Annotated in this window: 13 protein-coding genes; 3 read left to right on the top strand and 10 right to left on the bottom strand. The window is 41.1% G+C overall.

Features of this window, described 5'->3' with window-relative positions:
• The first annotated feature begins 67 nt into the window (after positions 1-67).
• Positions 68-208, top strand: coding sequence for a hypothetical protein (locus tag AC0L6H_RS10975; RefSeq protein WP_473394339.1), 141 nt, complete (start codon positions 68-70; stop codon positions 206-208).
• A gap of 199 nt (positions 209-407) precedes the next feature.
• Here AC0L6H_RS10975 and AC0L6H_RS10970 read toward each other — a convergent pair whose 3' ends face one another.
• From AC0L6H_RS10970 to AC0L6H_RS10930, 9 genes are all read right to left on the bottom strand, one after another.
• Complete coding sequence (locus tag AC0L6H_RS10970; protein WP_473394338.1) at positions 408-782, bottom strand: hypothetical protein; 375 nt, start codon at positions 780-782, stop codon at positions 408-410.
• A 273-nt stretch (positions 783-1,055) separates the two neighbouring features.
• A complete protein-coding gene (locus AC0L6H_RS10965; RefSeq protein WP_473394337.1) occupies positions 1,056-3,323 on the bottom strand; it encodes a TonB-dependent receptor in 2,268 nt (755 codons plus the stop codon).
• A gap of 290 nt (positions 3,324-3,613) precedes the next feature.
• On the bottom strand, positions 3,614-3,982 hold the full coding sequence (locus AC0L6H_RS10960; protein ID WP_473394336.1) for a DUF3718 domain-containing protein: 369 nt from the start codon (positions 3,980-3,982) through the stop codon (positions 3,614-3,616).
• 332 nt (positions 3,983-4,314) lie between these two features.
• Complete coding sequence (locus AC0L6H_RS10955; RefSeq protein WP_473394334.1) at positions 4,315-4,776, bottom strand: glycosyl-4,4'-diaponeurosporenoate acyltransferase CrtO family protein; 462 nt, start codon at positions 4,774-4,776, stop codon at positions 4,315-4,317.
• Positions 4,777-4,868: 92 nt separating this feature from the next.
• Positions 4,869-6,107 carry a Vgb family protein gene (locus AC0L6H_RS10950; RefSeq protein WP_473394332.1) on the bottom strand — a complete coding sequence of 413 codons (1,239 nt, stop codon included), beginning with the start codon at positions 6,105-6,107 and terminating at the stop codon, positions 4,869-4,871.
• Between the two features lie 147 nt (positions 6,108-6,254).
• Entirely contained in the window at positions 6,255-6,734 is a 480-nt protein-coding gene (locus AC0L6H_RS10945) for a hypothetical protein (RefSeq protein WP_473394331.1), read from the bottom strand.
• 66 nt (positions 6,735-6,800) lie between these two features.
• Entirely contained in the window at positions 6,801-10,616 is a 3,816-nt protein-coding gene (locus AC0L6H_RS10940; RefSeq protein ID WP_473394330.1) for a M4 family metallopeptidase, read from the bottom strand.
• A gap of 131 nt (positions 10,617-10,747) precedes the next feature.
• Positions 10,748-11,347 (bottom strand): cohesin domain-containing protein, encoded by a 600-nt coding sequence (locus AC0L6H_RS10935; protein ID WP_473394328.1) that lies wholly within the window; start codon positions 11,345-11,347, stop codon positions 10,748-10,750.
• Between the two features lie 384 nt (positions 11,348-11,731).
• The gene (locus tag AC0L6H_RS10930) at positions 11,732-14,287 is read right to left on the bottom strand and encodes a putative bifunctional diguanylate cyclase/phosphodiesterase (RefSeq protein WP_473394327.1); all 2,556 of its coding nucleotides are present in this window, start codon (positions 14,285-14,287) and stop codon (positions 11,732-11,734) included.
• A 611-nt stretch (positions 14,288-14,898) separates the two neighbouring features.
• Between AC0L6H_RS10930 and AC0L6H_RS10925 the strand changes: the two genes are divergently transcribed.
• On the top strand, positions 14,899-16,308 hold the full coding sequence (locus tag AC0L6H_RS10925; protein ID WP_473394515.1) for a mannose-1-phosphate guanylyltransferase/mannose-6-phosphate isomerase: 1,410 nt from the start codon (positions 14,899-14,901) through the stop codon (positions 16,306-16,308).
• 67 nt (positions 16,309-16,375) lie between these two features.
• Here AC0L6H_RS10925 and AC0L6H_RS10920 read toward each other — a convergent pair whose 3' ends face one another.
• The gene (locus AC0L6H_RS10920; protein ID WP_473394326.1) at positions 16,376-17,035 is read right to left on the bottom strand and encodes a hypothetical protein; all 660 of its coding nucleotides are present in this window, start codon (positions 17,033-17,035) and stop codon (positions 16,376-16,378) included.
• Positions 17,036-17,755: 720 nt separating this feature from the next.
• Here AC0L6H_RS10920 and AC0L6H_RS10915 point away from each other — a divergent pair.
• The gene (locus AC0L6H_RS10915) at positions 17,756-18,859 is read left to right on the top strand and encodes a glycosyltransferase family 4 protein (RefSeq protein WP_473394324.1); all 1,104 of its coding nucleotides are present in this window, start codon (positions 17,756-17,758) and stop codon (positions 18,857-18,859) included.
• Positions 18,860-18,875: the final 16 nt, after the last annotated feature.

The following is an 18,875-nucleotide window of genomic DNA, read 5'->3' as shown; positions in this document are numbered from 1 at the left end:
CAACAATAACCTATAGAACAGATGATGAAACAAAAAAAGACTTTCAGAGTTCGCTGAAAAGCAGAATATGAGCATAAACAAAGCCATTGATGTGATCGTTGGTAATGCGATTCGTGAGCAAGAAGCTTATTATGAATTTCAAAAAAGAGCTTCAAGCGGCGACCCAAAAAAAGCGCTCGCAATATTGAATTCAAAAGCTTTTTCCTAATAGCTTACATGGCTTTTGCCGGCTTTCGGTGTCGATTAGTAATGACTCGCACCCGCCTTTAAATGAAAAGCGTTATTTATGCTATTACGATACTAGTAAAAAATCACAACAATCGAGCTAGAGTATTTTGCAAACGAACCGATTGCTTTTTTTATTTTGCTAATATTCAACACAAAAACTAGCTATCACCCATTTGGCGCTACAATAACCAAGACTTGATTGTCTTCATGCGTTCCCTTACGAGAGCTACCACTGAAAAAAGCTTTGACTTGGTATCAGGCGTAATACCCGTAACAGTGAAGACCGTAGTACGACCACCAGCACTAGTTGTTTTAGCAGTTAAGGGAGAAACCGTCGCGCCTGTATTGGCAATTTTTGCGTTAATTGTACCGCTTATTGGTTTAAAACTTCCAAACCAAGGCTTGTACATAAGCTTCACGGTAACATTACCCGTTTGATACTGTTTTAGATTGAGTGATGCAGGGCTTACTGCGATAGCGTAACTTGGACTAAAATATATTCCGCCTGCAACCACTATTATAAAGATTCCGCCTACAATAATTTTCGTAACCATAACTTACCCCTTTAATTTAAATTGTAGTGTTCTTAAAGCATATGAAACAACTTTGCAAAATGGGATGATGATTACGTCAATAGTCTGAACTTCGCTACAAAATCATATTATTAAAGCTAGTCCATAAGTTGATAAAAAGCAAGAATATGAGCTAGCCAACAGAACTGATGTTTACTTTCTGGTTGGCTTACTGATGACCATCGCATTGACGGTAAAAATAAAAAAAGGCCGGTCTAAAAAACCGGCCTTGTGTCATATTAACTAACCTTTCGCTTAGTAGAAGCTAATCTTACCTTCTATCCCCCAAATGCGAGGCTCGTTAACAATACCGGTTAAGTTATTGAAGTCGATAGCGCCTTTCACGTTGTCTTCATTGGTAATGTTACGACCGAATAAGGCAACCGAGTATCCATCTGCAAAGTTCTCGTAACCAATACGTAAACCGCCTTCAAAGTTATTATCTGTTTGAAACTCTACTGACTCATACAAGAACAAGTTTGTTTTACCTTGGAATGACCAATCAGTGTAAGCAAATAACTCACCGTCATTGCCCAGCGGTATAGTATAGCGCGCAGTAAAGGTTAAGATGGTTTCAGGAGCTTGTGGAAACGGGTTTCCATCAGCCACTGCCAAACCATTTAGTAAAGGATCAGTTACTGTGCAGTTTGCGCCACAAGCGCCTACTAACAAATCAGCGTCTTTAAGTTCAGTATTGTTGTAACTATATCCTGCGGTTACGGCTAAATTGTCGTTCACCAAGTATTGAGCGTCTACTTCAAATCCGTAAGCGCTGCCTTTGTCAGCATTTAGCAACGAGTTACCGTTATTTGCACCGCCAATAGCAGACAACTGAATATCGTCAACTTCGTATGCAAATACTGCGGCATTCAATCTTAGTTTATTGTTAAGTAGGTCTGCTTTAACCCCGGCTTCGATTGAATTAATCGTTTCAGCTTCAGCAACTGAAGGGCTACCTTCAAATGCAACATCTCTTGCTTGAATCGACTGGGCTCTAAAACCATTGGCAAAACGAGCAAACAAAGATACATCATCGCTTAATTTATAATTGGCGCTCAATTCAAAACTGGTTTGTCCGTCATCAACATTAACCGGATCATAGTCTTGAATAGAAGCGTCACCGGTAACAAGGGCAAATCCGTTTACATTTTGTTGGCCTACTACAAGTGATTTTTCATCTTCAGTATAACGTACGCCGCCTGTAATACTTAGCTTATCAGAAACTTCATAGCTGGCTTGCCCAAATACTGCCCATGTGGTGTTTTCATGAAATACGGTGCTAGCCCCGAAATATCCATCGGTACTGGTAACATCAAACGACGAATCAAAATAGAAAGCTCCTAACTGCCAAGACAAGGCGTCATCTGTGTCGCTAGCAAAACGCAGTTCTTGAGTGACTTGTTCTAAATTGTCGAGATTATCTTTGGTCACGGCGTCAAACGGAATAATGCCTGGTCGAGGGTCTGGAGTGAAGGGAGCTAAGCTTCCAAAGCCGCCGTCAATATCGCCTAAACTAAAGCCTTCAGTCTCTTCATAAGCGCTTATTGAGGTTAGGGTAAAGTCTCCAAAATCATAATCGATTTTTACTGAGCCACCAAGACTGTCATAGGCTTGTGGGTTGTTATCAAAACCATTCCCTTCTAAATTACCATCGTAAATAACTTGGTCGCGTTGGTAGTTTTCATTTAAGTTGTTAGAACCAGGTGTAAACACGTTTGCTCTAAAGATAGACGCTGTGCCTTCTAAATCTCGACCGTGAACTTTAGCAAGGATAGACAACTCATCTGTAGGGGTATAAAGAAGTTGAGCACGCCAAGCTAATTCGTTAAAACCACCAATCGCATCGCCCTCTTCAGATGCGATATTGTCAATGTAGTCATCACGCTTTTGTGACAATACAGAAAAACGACCCGCTAAGTTGTCAGTTAAACCGCCACCAACTGCGGCCTCAATATTGCGCGTATTGTAACTTCCTATTGAGGCTTTTACGTATGCGTCAAAGTCCTCAGATGGTTTGACTGAATCAAATTTGATGATACCGGCAGTGGTGTTGCGTCCAAACAATGTACCTTGTGGCCCACGAATGACCTCTACTTGTTGGATATCAAATAATGGAAAGCTCTTAAGTACCACATTTTCCATCACTACGTCGTCCATAATGACCGATACTGGCTGCGATGCTGCAAGGTCAAAATCAGTATTGCCTAAGCCGCGCATATAAAAGCGAGGTGCAACACGACCATTTGAAGACTCTGCGTATAAACCTGGCACACGCACCGCTAGCTCTAGAATATCGCCGCCGCCAGAAAACAAGTTTTCAAACTGCTCGCCACTGAGTGTTGCAATAGAGATAGGAACGTCTTGAATGCTCTGAGAGCGTTTTTGTGCGGTCACAACGATTCGTTCTAAACCATCTTCATCGTTGGCCGTGGTATTTTCGTTTGCAGTGTCTTGTGCATATGCGGGTAAGGCGCATGCCAAAGATACAGCAAGCGCGAGAGTGGTTTGCCTATAGCTTTTCATGTAGTTTTCCAAAGTTAAGTTGTATGAGGTATGGTGGTATGCGCAAAGAATAAAACACATCACTTGTCTATGCAACACGGATTGATTTTATTGGTTTTTTTGTTAATTTCACTGGTTTTTCTATACACAAAGATTTACATCTAGCTAACAAAACAAGACTAAAATATACTCCTGCCTGCAACAGACGTTTAAATTAACAAGATAGTCGTAGTGAATGGTGAAAGTCATTGGCCAAGGCAATCTTTACAGCCCTTGGCCAAAATGCAGATACGAAAATTGTTGATATGCGACTAGCTAGCAGAACGGTCGTCGTCAAGCTTCGCAATATCATGAATAGTCACATTCTTGTCCATGTAGGATGCAAGTTTTTTTGCAATTTCATCATTGCCTGCCTGCATAGCAAAGTCGGCAATAGGCACGCCATTACATTTAAGATTATTTGCAATTAAGGTGTATTTTTTGCTTAATTTCTGATTAGAAAAAGACGCTACCAATTTCGCATTCATGCGTTTAGTGCTCGATGTGGCCGCCACTACGCACAACTGCGATTCTACGGCGTTGTCAGACGCCACATATACTGGGCTAGATTTAGCAGAAGCAAAACCAGCTGCACTAATGATTGATGTTATCAACACTGCTTTAACGATGTTTGTTTTCATAATTAACTCCGGGATTTAAGTTATTGCGTTAAGTCGCACTAATATAGTCGCTTAAAAACATCAATGGTTTATGTGGTTTAAATCGCGGAATGTAACTTTTCATGTCAATAGAAAATAAGCTTTTCCATTTTTTTCCTTTAAAAAACAATCTCTTTTGAAGAATTCAAAACTTTTTCAATACACTAATTTTTACATCTAGTTTGCAAAACAATGAATATAATCAGTCTGAATCCAAAAGCGTCATCATAAACTCTAGAGTATTATGCAATTTTGTTGAAAGAAAAATATCTTTGGCTTTGATGATAATGATGAGGACGCTTGAAACTGCATTATTAGTACCTTTCAGCTCTTGCAATCAAACGATCGAGCCGTCGCTTGTTATACTGTTGCAGCAACGAAGGGTAAAGATTCAACAACACATTACAAAGCATAATGACCAGCCCAAATAATAGACCATATTTGGCGGTTTTATAAAGCGCAAAGAAAATAACAAATACAAAGCCGATTAAATGGCTAATTTCTGCTATCGTCATTTCTTTTCTTAATTCATAAAGTTCATCGAGGCTTAGTTTTCTATCTAATTTTAGTTTTTGATTTAGCAAACTAAAGACAGTGTTTTTTACGCACCAAGTAAAGGGACCTAGACCGATTAGCTTATTCTTACGTTGGCTTTTAATGAAATTAAAGTGAGAAAGCCTTTTGTAAAAAGGCCTGTTTTGTATTAGGGCATTGACTATCATGCCAACCATCCACGATATGACACTAATTGAAATGCCAAATACTAGATATTGCATTGTCTCTATCCTTGTTGCTTTGAAAGAAGCCTTACCTTATCACTAAGACCACTATCTACGACCATTTTCTCCTTCATTAAATGGTAGCCCACTCATTCCTTGCCAATTTCAACGTGAATAATGCGATTAGTAGAGCTTTGGTGTATCAGTAAATTCCCATCACTGGTAGGCCGCATATGACGAATTATACCCGCATAGAAATCACCAGAGGGTATTGCCCAGCTTTGGAAGCTTTCATCTTTTGGGTCGAAGCGCACGAGGGCATCAGGTCGCATACCTGATTCGTTGTACCAAACGACCCCATCAAGCACTTCAATCGCATAAGGGTGTGACGTAGGCCCACTAGGAGAATCCCACTCACGAATTTCACCGTTGCTAGGATTATATTGCCCTAAGCGGCCACGACCTGAATTTACGTACCAAATCATACCGTCGCCAGCGATATCTAATCGACGCACCTTAGTGCGTTGGTGAGGCAATTTAATTTCTGTAATTTTTAAGCTTTTATGATCAACTTTTAATAAGCAGTTACTGCCATTGCACGCCACCCATATGTCACCCAATTCATCAACCTTAATGCCATAGGGTCGTGAACCTTTTGTAGGCGCTGTTATTAAATCAATTTTCCCAGTACTTGGGTCCAAGCGCCCTACTTTATTTGAATGCTGAAGCGTAAACCAAAGGATACCATCTTCGTCAAACACACCAGTATGTGGATCTCGCGCTTTCGGGTCTGGCATGTCATATACTTTTATTGTCCCATCTTTCGGATCAAGACGTCCAACGGTGCCGTTTTTATTGCCCATGTACCACATAAAGCCAGCATTATCGGGAGTGACTGAGTGCGGCATGGCGCCGGCAGGTAATGGATATTCTTGCATATTTCCTGTTTCAGGGTCGATGCGTCCCATTAAATTTCCCCATTGACCAACCCACCATATGGAGCCGTCTGGCGCTTCTACTGGGTCTCGTGAGCGCTGACCAAGCGTTGGCACCACCCACTCTTTAAACTTAATCGTATTTTCGCCATCAATAAGGGTAGGAACTCGTTCATCGTTAGGCGGGAAATGCGTGGCTAAATAATCGGCAATCATATTTTGCTGGGATTTACTTCCCGAAAGGTCAACCATTGTCGCGGTTAAATCCAACCAGTGCTCTCGACTATAACCAAGGCTTGTCGATATGCGATTCACGTTATGACAAGCTGAGCAGATTGCTTGTACTGCTTCTTTTCCTTCGCCATCGGGAAGGTCATTCGCTGCGGCTGAATATGAAATACTTCCAAACACAATGCTAAAAACAGCCAAACTAAGCTTTGATATCTTTGCCATAAATTCCCTCACTTTTTTATAAAGTAGAACGCGTAAAAGATTCTCGCACAAAATTCCGTAACTATACATAAGTCTAATTTAAGGCATGTAAAAATACAAAAATCTATATAAAAGCGTTTACCTTGAACGAAGTGGTTTTGGCTTTGTTCAATTTGCTTTTACAATGCTTAGTGAAATGATTTGGTCTTCTAGTAAAATCACTTTGTCTTTTTTCGGATGCGGGCTGACGTCCATCAACTTTAAATTATAGCCAAAAGCATTAACGACGTTAGACTCACGTTTGCGGATTAATTTTACTTCTAGATTTTCTTCGCGTTCATTTGAAACATCCAGTGTCACAATTATTTGGCCTGCCCAAACGCACTGAACACCAATTGCACATCGCGAGTCTTCAACGCCGGTTAAGCGCAAAGTTAAGTTTTGATAGTCCACGGTTTGTGCACTGTCTATTGTTACAAGTGTGCCTAACTCTTCATTAGCAAGTGCCGTAACCTTTTGTTCTTGTAATTGTGTCTGCGCTTGCAGTTGGCTAGACGCCTTTTGAGCATTTTCTTTTTTAGTTTCAACTGAGCTTTCAGTGCTACAAGCAGTCAAAGACACCAATAAGATAAAAATTAGTTTATACATAATCCTTCCCCAAAAATAAAGCTCGGATAATACCGAGCTTTATATGTTTTTATTTGTTACTTACTACTATCGTGGAGTAGCGCAACGAGGCTCGGTACACAATTGTACACATTGGCGCGCATCTGATGGGCTAATAATACCATCTCCATCATTGTCGCGAGGATCACCTGGTGCTGCCGCTTGACCACGTGCCATGCCAATGAGTCTTATATCAACACGGTCAACATAACCATCTAGATTTACGTCGCATCTTAGCGCCTGTGGCACATTGTCACATGTTAGAGCCACATCATCAATTTGCGCATACCAATTCCAGTCAAACGCGTTAGGATCAAAGTAATGCCAGCGTAAAGTAACATCAGCTTCACCAGCATAATGCGTTAAATCAACCGACACAGACTCTCCGTCACTAGTGTACAAACCGCCAACAGGATGATCTTCATTCCAGCTAAGCATATTGGTCCAAGTATTGCCGCCATCAGTGCTTATATCCAAATTAAGGAAGTCTAAAAATCCAAGATTCTGATAATCCGCAAGAAACGTTAACGATGCCCCTGTCCAATCGACTAAACTGAATGAATTAGAATGTATCTCTGTATCATAATCACCAGGGGTGACATCACTTGATACAGAAGCCGCATCACCTAGACCACCAGTAAAGTTTCCTCCAATTCCAGACCCAGCTACGCTTGACCAAACAATCCCTTGGCCAGCATTGTCAACAACAGACCAGCTAGCAGGAATGCCATTGTCGAATCCAACAGCCGGGACATTACAAGCTATATCGGCAGCAAATGCAGTACATACGCTAGGTATAGCGGGTCTAGCTAAGTTGTCTTCAATAACTACGTCATCTACGAAAAAGTTAGAGTGTGTACCATTCGTTCCACCTACTGTACCTCCAATAGATAGTGTATGAAGCTGTCCATCATTGAAGGGGGCGATAGAGAATGTATAAGGAATATAGTCACTATCAGTTGCATTACAAGTAACAGTTCCTATATCAGACCCATCAATACTGACTTGGATAGAATCGCTTGCAGCGTCACATAGCCCACGGTACACATTTACTGTTAACTCAGTTGCTGTAGCAGGAATGGTAATATCCTGCGCCGCACTGCTAGTCACACCTTCACTTAATCCACCAATCCATACAAGCCATTGTCCAGTGGTTGATAAACCTGCTGCTGGGCAGCCATTATCAGGGCCACAAAGTGGAAAGCCTTCAATACCGGTAAACGTCGAACTCGTCAACCAATCAGCGTTAGGAACACCACCTTCAAAGCTCCAATCAGCAACAATATTACTACTGCTTATAGGTCCAGTTGGGATAGTACAAGAAAAACCACTTTCTACCTGACAACTACTAGAACAACCGTCGCCATCGGCACTATTTGCATCATCACACATTTCACCTATATCAAGCAGGCCATCACCACAAACTGGCAATGTTTCAAGTGAGCAAGAATACGCTTCTACGCTATCGACATACCAACCGATAACGCCATTACAGCCGTCGGTACCAAAGTCAAAACGCAATTGAACATCATCTCCAGGGTACGCTAAACCATATAAATTGACCTGAGACTGTCCCCAGCTTCCGCTATTGCTTCCGCCATCACCACCGGTAAATGCAGCTTGTCCGCCTAATGGATTGTCGCTGACACTAAGAGTACTGTTGTAGGGGTTAAATGAATAAGCTTCAGAAGGTACCAGAACAAACGGCCCACCATTTACGCTTAATTTAAGATTACCACCGTCCCAGCCAGCTTCTGTAGCGACCCAGTGAGTAAACGCTAATTTTGGTGCTCCTGTTGCTGGTAGCGCAATTACTGGGCTATCTAAATTAATAACACCGGCTTCAGTATCCGTTCCACAATTACCCAAAACCAAGTTAGGAGCAAATGCTGCGGAGGCGCCACTTGCGCCTGCAGGTAAGTCATCACTAATTGACCAACCAGGGCTATCGAAGGTCGCAGGATTAACTACATCGTGCGAGCTTACTGTCCAGCCTGCTGGCAAAGAATTAGCTTCAAAATTTTCACTAAAGAAGGTTTGAACAGCGCCGTTGCCTTCACAAAGGGCTGGGGCATCTTTAGCAAGAAGCGCGTCGAAGCCACATTGCGTTGGTGGCGTACGAAATTCAACAGCATCAACAATTGCGCTAACTTGGTCGCAATCACTTCCGTTAATTACCTCACCTGAAGGTGAACCATCAAGCAAACTACTTAAATTAAGACCCGTTAATGCACTACATGCCGTTTCAAGTGCATCAGCCTGATCAGCAAAGTTACTAGCTGGTGTAAGCATATTTTGCGCAGCCCAGTGAATATGCGCTGACTTGGTCAATCCTAAACCGGTGTCTGAGAAGCCATTGTAAGTGCCGCCATCTACCATTAATGCGAAAGCATGATTTGGTACACCAGAATTAGAATGAACGCCACCTTGATCTGCGGAGCTGCAGAAGTATTCAGTATCAGAGACTTTTCCTGGATCGCCATAACAAGTTGGATTCCACATGTCGCGGATAGCTCCACCAAAGCCCGATGTATCTTCACCCATCAACCAGCGGGCGCTATTGTCTTGGCTTGGTGTACCAGCGCCATGCACTGAACAACTTCCATCTGTTCTTAAGGTAACTGGGAAGTTAACATCATCACGATTATTGATAAGATCGAGCGTTTCTCCCCATATATCTGAGTAAGATTCGTTGAGCGCACCTGACTGCCATGCATATATCAAAGAATTGGTCTTTTCAGTATAAGCATGGGCCCATTCGTGAGCGGTAACGTCATCACTAGTTAAGCCTGGACAAAAAGAAATGTATGTTCCATTCCAAGATGCATTTGGACAACTGTCACCACGGTTAAAAATGGCATCCATAGTTGCACCTAAACCATCAAATGAATCACGCCCAAATGCATTGTCAAAAAATGCATAAGTTTCAGCCGACGCATATATCATATTATCTGCTTCAGTATCGCCTGTTGGTAATGCATCTCCTTCAACCCAGAATGGTGAGTTTGGATAATTAGGGCCCGGGTGGGCTGCACCTTCGCCGTCAAAGGCTCTGCGGTCAAGTGCGTCATGTATACCGGTTATTTGTTCAACAACTTCACCATTTATTGCATCTACGTAGACAAATTCACGTACATTGCCTAAACCATTCAACACTTCTATTTCATATACCAAATGGTCTACGCCCGGGGCGCCTTGTAACAGTCCTGAACGAAAAACCATTAACGTACTGGCATTTGCGAAAAGGGCTTCAGGAGTGCCTATTTTATCTTCGCGATTACCAATATTAGCGCCATTGGCGGTAAGAGCCTTAGCTAAGTTTTTATCGACTGTACGATAAGCTATTCCAGCGGCTTGGTTTTGTGTAATAACAGGCGTTGTAACGACTTTTATATCAGCGATAAATTTACCGTTTACGGCAATCATTTGTCCGTTTGCATTAAAGTGCGTTCTTATTTCACCAGCAAAAACAGGTAAGCCCTTATAACTTTGTTTAAATATGCTATGCGACGAACCTAGTTTGTCTTTATTGCTGCCGACTAATGTTAATTCGGTTTCAACATCACTTATCCCGAATGCACTACCATAGTCGCGCAAGAATGTAGTAGAAAGTTCATCTGCAGTAAGGCTTGCGCTTGTCTGCGTGTTAACTCTACCAACGGGTGATCCTAATCGAAGTGGGCTAAGTTGTGAATTGGGGATACGAATAAACCGAGCAAGCCCGGTATTTTCATCTACACTTATTTGTGCTCTGCCATTTGTATCAACGATGAGTTTTTCAGACCCTCTAGCGCTATCTGCGTATACCGCTGATACATTTAAAGCCAAACACAACACTGCTGTAATTTTACTGACATGATGCATGCTTCTTTCCTCGTATTGAGATGTAAATATATAAATCGCTAAATATTCTCAACAACCACCACAGATTTTTAAGGATCTATATATTTTTTATTGGGCTTAAGCTTAAATTAAAGCTTAAGCCATCTTTTTTATTATGCTTTTTTGCTTCCAACTGAAAAACGTTTGTGTCTAGCAAATGTAGCAAGCAATGCTAAGCCAAATATAGACAAAGAAGCGGGTGCAGAAACAGCTGTAGCTGTAACAGAAGCGCTATTTACACCAACAATATTGATAAGATCCCCGTTAACATCGTCGAGGTCAGCGAAGACTATATCTAGAGCACTACTACCAGCAGAGTCAACCATAAATAGTAGCTCGGCTAATGCGAAGCTAGCGGGTTGGAAGTCCCAAAGATCAAAGGCAAAAAGAAGGCTGAGTTCGGCAACATTGACTACACCAGGACTATATTCTCCAAAACTAATATCTATAGCATCAAGTGCACCACCTAATTCATCGTATAAACTATAGCTGGCAAAAGACAAAACGCTATTGTCAAAAGTAACATCGATGTCATATGCTGCCAATGATAAGGGCACACCATCCCCTAAACCACCTATCGATAAGGTAACGGCCACAGTATCGCCGACGCTGGCATTTTGTGTACTGGGGTCGATAGATAAAATAACATTAGCATTTGCCATATTGGCAAACATAACGCTAAGGGCGAAAACAAGACTAGTAACTAATTTCATAAAGACTTCCTTTTTAACTGCTTAAGAAAACTACGGTTTTATGTGTGTGTACAACTATTTAACTACTTAGAATTATCCTCTATAAGTGCCACTCTAGAAGTAGGCAATTAAGCGTTAATGTAGTGTTACGTTTTTACAGCGCTTACTTTCAAACTTACTTTCAAATAAGTGCGATAAATGCGTACTGCATATTTCTTACCAATCTGGCAAACATGATTATTTACAAACTGTTATGATTTACAAATGGTTAATATTTAATAAAACGTAAAGAAAGCTGACATTAGAACTACATGATTTGGATAGGAATTTAAATAAAGCTTATTTGACTTCACTGAGCCGACGTAAAGTCCTTGTGGCTAGATATTTTCTGATTGATAAAATTACTTAGTGAAGCGGTGTTTCTTTTAATAGGCAGCTTTCAAGTTGGCTATGGGCCATTGGCTTGTAGAAATGAAAACCTTGCTGTAAAGGGCATTTATTGTCGTCTAACCATTTTTTGACTTCTTGGGTTTCAACGCCTTCTGCAACTACCGTCAAATCGAGTTCGCGTGACAAGGTAATCATCGATTGCACAATTTTAGCATCGGTCACATTAGTAAGAATGTCAGCAATAAACTCTTTATCAATTTTTATGCTGTCTAATGGCATTTTGCGCAATAAACTTAAAGACGAGAAACCCGTACCAAAATCGTCTAAGGCGACAGCAAATCCTGCTGCACGAAGACTTCGCAGGTTTTCACCTGCACTAATTGGGTCTTGCATAAATGCTGTTTCGGTCACTTCTAGGCCCAAACAATGACAATCTACTTGATGTTTATTGAAGGTAGAGAGCAATTGCCTAGCAAAATTGGGTAAATGCAGTTGCACCGCTGATAAGTTTATAGACAAACGCCTTTCAGCTGAAATCAAACCGTCTTCAATCCATCGTTTTGCAATAGGTAAAAGCGCCTCTAATTGCCAAACAAAAAAGTCATTGATAAGACCATGAGTTTCAAGCTGTAATATAAATTCTTGAGGGCTAACCGCTAGGTCTTTAGGGTGACGCCAACGCGACAACGCTTCAACACCAATAATTTTGTTGGTACTAGAATCAACTTGGGGCTGATACTCCATAAAGAAGCCGTTGTTTTGTGTACCTTTAAGGCTTGCACGAAGATAATTAGCGAGCAATGTTTCGCGCTCTAAAGACTCGGTATAAACACAATACTGGTTGCGACCTAAACTCTTAGCTTTATACACGGCCAAATCAGCATGTTTTAGTACCGTTTTAATCGTTGTGCGGCTATTGCTTATATTCGCGATACCAATACTACACTGAACGGTTAATGCGTTGTTATCTATGTGCATGGGGCGCGCAATCTCAATAATGATTTTAATTGCTAAATTAACTACATCAGATTGATTTCTTACGTCACTTACAATAATAGCAAACTCGTCGCCACCCAGCCTCGCTATTGTATCTTCGGCGCGAATAACTTTATGCAATCTTTGCGCAGTTTTTTGAATAACAACATCACCCGCGTTGTGACCATAAGTATCGTTAATCGCTTTAAACTTGTCCAAATCTAAGAACAAAACCGCCGCGTTGTCGTGTCTATCCACCCGCGAAATCGCAACTTTTAATCGGTCATGAAAACAATTTCTATTGCTTATGCCGGTTAATGAGTCGGTATTTGCCAAATTTTCTAATGCTTCTTTTTGTTCATGTACATGGCTAATGTCATCAACGGTAACGATAAAGCCATCTAATAAACCAAGTTCGTTAAATAGGGCAACACTTTTGAGGCTGACCCATTTACTTGTTTTCATGTTAGTGATTAATTGTAGCTCTTCGCTATGCTCTCGGTTTCGTTTGTTGAGGCTTTCCATTGCTGGCAATACGCGATGCAAATCACGAGATTCAAAGCACTTTGTCCATCCGTCAACTAATGAAGACGTTATATTTAAAGAGCTTATACTCGACCAAGTGTCATTAGCATAGGTGCATTTAAAGTCTCTTGTTAGCTGCAATATGCCCAAAGGAATTAGACTAGTTAGCGCTTGAAAACGCTGCAGACTATGCAACTCATTTCGCTTGTTGTCGTTTATCAATAAGGCAAATTGCACTAGCTCTGCATTAGATGTGTGGCCTGTCGTACGACGATGGCTAATAGGAATAATCTTTAAATCTACATTGATGGTTTGGAAGGCGTTTAATTGCAAAACAACATCGTTCCATTCGCTAGTCACCAGCTTTCCGACAAAATTGTAATTTTCGAGTTGCGAAATAATGTTGGCTGCAGTAGAGGGCACGAAGTACTCAAGCAAGCCTCGCATAGAGACGTCTTTCTCCATATTTGACTGCTGCACTAACAACATTCCGTGTTTGTTATATTTATTTATAGACATGTCGTGACTAAAGAATATGACCGGATGATACACATTCGATAGTAAGGTATTGACTAGTCCCCCACTGCCATCTAACGTCATTTCTTCTCGTGTTTTGGGTAAGAAGTTACGTATTTGTTTCATGCTAAATAAATTAGCAGTAGCAGTGATAAAGGGCGATACGTTAACGCGATTAACAGAAAGTTTGTTTTCTGGCGCATTAATCACAACAACGATGGCGTAAACCGTTAGCGGATCGGATATAGGTACTATGCGCACATTATTGATATGAGGGCCATTGATGACTAAACCAAAGGGATTGTCTTCACCTGGATATATAACAATATCGTTCCGAGAATTGAACTCGGCTTGAATGATTTGTTGTTGTAGCGAAGCTATTTCATCAACAAAAGATTGTGGAAGTTCTTCTTTTGTATGTTCTACGTAGGTACTTGAATCGCACGAAAAGCTCACGACACTGTCAAAAACCGTATACGCAAAACAGGCCTGAGCTCTATTTATACGTAATAGCTGACCTGCACAACGTGATAGGATATTGATACTGTCATTCATTCTTTTTGCCAAACGCCAATGTGTAATTAAGACACACGCACGCGTTCTTACAAACTGCAGGAGTACGTACTGCCCGGAATGTAACATTGCCATAAATGAATAGCAATATTATGCTAAACCTATGAATTTAGAAGTTTTTTGATTTTTTCTATATCTCGTAATGCTTCTTCTATATTCAAGCTTTGTTCAATATGTTTTGTAAGCGCAACTATTTACTTCTCAGTAAAGCTCGCAAGCGTTGGTTCTTGATTTTCGAGCGAGTCCAATATTAACAAGTATTTATCGAAATCCCTTTAAGGCTATCGACAAACCACGCCATTAGTTGACTATTTTTTGTTCAACCTGTGTTTTAAGTATGCTTTGAAAAAAACCGTACTACAGAATTGATGTCATTTTCCGATAAACATTAAACATCATGGTGAGTATCGCGTGATCGCACAAAAAGCATTTTCATTGCTCGCCCATTCGCACAATTTGATGATAAACTTAACGAAGAACCGTTCAATTTCAACGGTAGCGCACATCCTATTAACACATGCAGGAGCCAAGTGCAGGCAAATAAATGTAAGGATGAGGTCGTTACTACCATCAAAAAAAGAGAAGATTTTATGATAACGCCCATTATTTTAGCAGGTGGCACAGGGAGCCGATTGTGGCCAAAATCAAGAGCTGCATTACCGAAACAATTTTTATCGCTTACTAGCGAAAACACCATGCTTCAAGACACTATATTGCGCTTACCAAGTGATGATATGAATGCCCCAATGCTGATATGTAATGAAGATCATCGTTTTTTAGCAGCAGAACAATTACGTACTGTTGGCATCCAACATTCGGGCATAGTCCTTGAGCCTGTTGGCCGAAATACCGCTCCAGCCATAGCGGTAGCTGCTATGCTTGCGCTCAAAAATGGCGACGACCCACTATTGCTTGTGCTTGCAGCTGATCACTTAATTAGTCAACATCATGCCTTTGCTGAGGCCATTGCTAACGCACAAACTCTCGCTTCTACAGGGAAATTAGTCACGTTTGGCGTCGTACCTACTGAAGCACATACCGGTTACGGTTATATAAAAGCGGGGAAAGAATTAACGGCAACTGGTTTTGAGGTATCTGAATTTGTTGAGAAACCCAACCTAGCCACCGCACAAGCATACCTTGATGGCAAACAACACTTTTGGAACAGCGGCATGTTTTTGTTTAAGGCCAGCGTATACTTAGAAGAACTACAAAAATTTAACCCTGAGATTTATGACGCGTGTGAACGCGCTATTGCAAACACCGAGACTGATTTAGATTTTATCAGAATAGACAAAGAAGCTTTTGAAGCCTGCCCTGATGACTCTGTCGATTATGCTGTCATGGAAAAAACCAACAGTGCTTGCATGGTGCCCTTAGATGCTGGCTGGAGCGATGTAGGTTCGTGGAGCTCTTTATGGGATACCAATGAAAATAAAGACGCACAAGGAAACGCTTGTATAGGTGATGTGATGCTTGAAGGCGTTAACAATAGCTACATTAATGCTGAGCAACGCTTGATCTCTGTTATTGGGCTTGACGATGTCGTCGTGGTTGAAACTAAGGATGCAGTATTAGTCGCAAACCGCCATAAGGTGCAAGATATCAAAAATGTAGTTAACAAATTGAAAGCACAGCACAGAAGCGAATTTGAATTCCATCGTGAAGTGTTTAGACCTTGGGGTAGCTATGATTCTATCGGCAATGGTGACCGTTACCAAGTAAAACGCATTAGCGTTAAACCAGGCGAAAAATTGTCAGTACAAATGCATCATCATCGTGCTGAACATTGGATTGTCGTATCTGGTACCGCAAGCGTTACGATTGGTGAAACAACCCAACTGGTCACAGAAAACGAGTCTGTTTATATTCCAATTGGAGAAGTACATGCTCTTGAAAATCCAGGGAAAATACCTCTGGAACTTATTGAAGTGCAGTCAGGTGGTTATTTAGGAGAAGACGACATTGTGCGTTTTTCTGACCGCTACGGCCGCGTTAAATAAGGGTATACTTTAAAGCAAAAAAAAGCCATGTTAATGGCTTTTTTTATGTGTTTTCATCTCGAAAATGCTAAGACTTATTGCGTTTAGCCCGCATAGCCAATGCCCCAATTGCCAATCCAAACAGAGACGCTATTGCTGGCGCACTGACCGAATTCATTGTTATCGAGTGGCGTTCATCCGGTTTCATGTATTCGGTCAATGCAACCGAGGAGTTATTATCTCCGTCAAAGGTCAATACATTATATCTATTAACTCCACCACCTCGCTTGGTCAGTGATAAATCGATATCCCAGAAATCACCAAACAGCCCTTGGTATATTAAACCATCGCTCTTATCTCTAGCATAAGCCCAATTAACTGTGGTGCCGTCAAAAGGGTCAACAAATGGACCTGTAGGATCATCAATAAACGATATGCCACCCATGGAACCAGAAATAGTGGCGTCAACTTTCCCAGTCCATCCTCCAAAGCCTCCAGCGGTAATTATTATTGCTGTTTCTTGCCCGATATTTGCAAAAAACACCATCACCTCGTTCTTTAGCTCATACCCGGTATGTGAAGATGTATTACTCAATCTATAATCAAAAAACTGAGCAAAAGTATCATATTCGCCTGTTAAATTAAGTGGATTGACATCAACTCCATTTGCCGAAATCATTGCCGAATTAGCGAGTGGCGAAAGAAACAGTGCGCAACCCAAAAATGCTAACGATAAAATTTTCTTCATAAAACTTCCCTAAATGACTGCCTAGAAAATAACCTGTCGGCTACTACATATCGCATTGTCTACAGTGTGTGCCCAGAAAAAAAACTTAATACCAAAAGTATCGAAAACGAATAAAAATGTGAAAGTTTAGGTATTCATTTTTTGTGCCTTTTGGCGACTCGGGTTGAATATATCGTAACTAGAACATAGTGTAAAGAAAGGTGACACTATTTCACCAGAATGCTGTCAATCGCAGGCGGGACAAGGAAATGCTAACTGCTTGTAAAGTGGTTATTTTTACATTTTGCTTTGCAATTCTCATTTTTATTATTATCGATTGGTATTTTGATTTATATCAATGTGACGAAATTATTCCACCTATTCCCTGTAGGGCCTGTTGATCTCAAACCAGACAATCTCGCTCATTTTGTAGCTCAACACTGTTATCTAGACGCATAAAAATTATACAGGGTGATTCCTGCTAAAAATGTGTGCTAAAATATGCGCCTTTGAGCTCTGCATCAAAAGACTAGCGTCGCGCAAAATGGTTTAATGAAGTGTACCTTCACCCTTTTGAGCGTGCTAATCTTCAGTTTTTCATGAGCGACCTTCTTCGCTAGTTGCATTTAAATACCCTCAAAGTATCTGCGTGCATAAAAAACCATAAAAATAGGTACGTTTTTGCAAGTATTACACAACGGTGGCCCTCAATAGATGTCACCATCAAATTTAAGAATATGCGTGATTGGAACAAGGGGCTTTCCCGATTTTCTTGGCGGTATTGAAACAGTCTGTAAACACTTGTACTCACAGATAATCGCACTTGACCCTTCAGTAGAAGTAACGATTCTTACTCGAGTTGTGCAAAACATGACGCATGAAAATAGTCCTGAGAATACAGAGAATGTAGCAGCTGAACGTCTGCGCGTTAAAACTATACCAACCATCCAAGCTCCAGGACTTGAAAATGCACTAAGTACCTTTCTCGCGATTTTATATGCACTTGTTGTGGTGCGGCCTGATATTATCCATCTTCATGGAATTGGTCCGGGTTTTTACACGACCCTTGCAAAACTAACAGGTAGTAAAGTGGTAGTAACCAACCATGCTGCTGATTATGAACGCCCCAAGTGGGGAAGGTTTGGCAAGTGGTTCTTAAAAACCGGCGAGCGCATGAGTGTCAAATACGCACATAAAACGATTTGTGTCAGCCATGCCCTAAAAGACGACTTACATCGTCGATTTCCAAACTTTGCCGACAATGTTATTACTATTCGAAACGGTGGAAGTCTTAAAGAAGGTAAAGTCTTAGCCAATTCAATGCTTAAGGAAAAAGAATACTTTCTTTATGTGGGTCGATTAGAAGCAACTAAAGCGATAGATGTTTTAATGCGCGCCTTTGCAAAAGCCAAGACGACTAAAACGCTTATAATTGTGGGAGATGCCCTTGACGACTATGAATACTGGAACTACCTGCAAACCTTCAATTCATCCAATATTATTTTTACTGGCGCAAAATATGGGGATGAACTTTATAGCTTGTATAAAAATGCGGCAGCCTTAGTGCATCCATCGGTCATGGAAGGTTTCTGTTTGGTTGTGGCTGAAGCGATATCAGTAAATACACCCGTTATTCTCAGTGATATTCCCGCACATCAAGAGTTTAAACTCCCTGATACCTGTTTTTTCAAAATGGGAAATATTGAGCAACTCGCAGAAAAACTATCAATGCCTAGTTTTGATGACTGTATTTCTGCCGAAGCGGTAAGCTATCAACAAGCAAACACATGGCAGCGCAATGCACTAGAGCACCTAGCGCTTTACAAAGAGCTTTGTACAAAATAGCCGGCTGTCTTCGCCG

Source organism: Glaciecola sp. G7-5 (assembly GCF_055808975.1).
The sequence above is the reverse complement of the archived record's forward strand: the minus strand, read 5'-3'. Positions and strand labels throughout refer to the sequence as shown.

Coding starts and splice junctions, on each gene's coding strand:
- AC0L6H_RS10975 (WP_473394339.1), top strand. CDS start 68: ATGAGCATAAACAAAGCCATTGATGTGATCGTTGGTAATGCGATTCGT.
- AC0L6H_RS10970 (WP_473394338.1), bottom strand. CDS start 782: ATGGTTACGAAAATTATTGTAGGCGGAATCTTTATAATAGTGGTTGCA.
- AC0L6H_RS10965 (WP_473394337.1), bottom strand. CDS start 3,323: ATGAAAAGCTATAGGCAAACCACTCTCGCGCTTGCTGTATCTTTGGCA.
- AC0L6H_RS10960 (WP_473394336.1), bottom strand. CDS start 3,982: ATGAAAACAAACATCGTTAAAGCAGTGTTGATAACATCAATCATTAGT.
- AC0L6H_RS10955 (WP_473394334.1), bottom strand. CDS start 4,776: ATGCAATATCTAGTATTTGGCATTTCAATTAGTGTCATATCGTGGATG.
- AC0L6H_RS10950 (WP_473394332.1), bottom strand. CDS start 6,107: ATGGCAAAGATATCAAAGCTTAGTTTGGCTGTTTTTAGCATTGTGTTT.
- AC0L6H_RS10945 (WP_473394331.1), bottom strand. CDS start 6,734: ATGTATAAACTAATTTTTATCTTATTGGTGTCTTTGACTGCTTGTAGC.
- AC0L6H_RS10940 (WP_473394330.1), bottom strand. CDS start 10,616: ATGCATCATGTCAGTAAAATTACAGCAGTGTTGTGTTTGGCTTTAAAT.
- AC0L6H_RS10935 (WP_473394328.1), bottom strand. CDS start 11,347: ATGAAATTAGTTACTAGTCTTGTTTTCGCCCTTAGCGTTATGTTTGCC.
- AC0L6H_RS10930 (WP_473394327.1), bottom strand. CDS start 14,287: ATGAATGACAGTATCAATATCCTATCACGTTGTGCAGGTCAGCTATTA.
- AC0L6H_RS10920 (WP_473394326.1), bottom strand. CDS start 17,035: ATGAAGAAAATTTTATCGTTAGCATTTTTGGGTTGCGCACTGTTTCTT.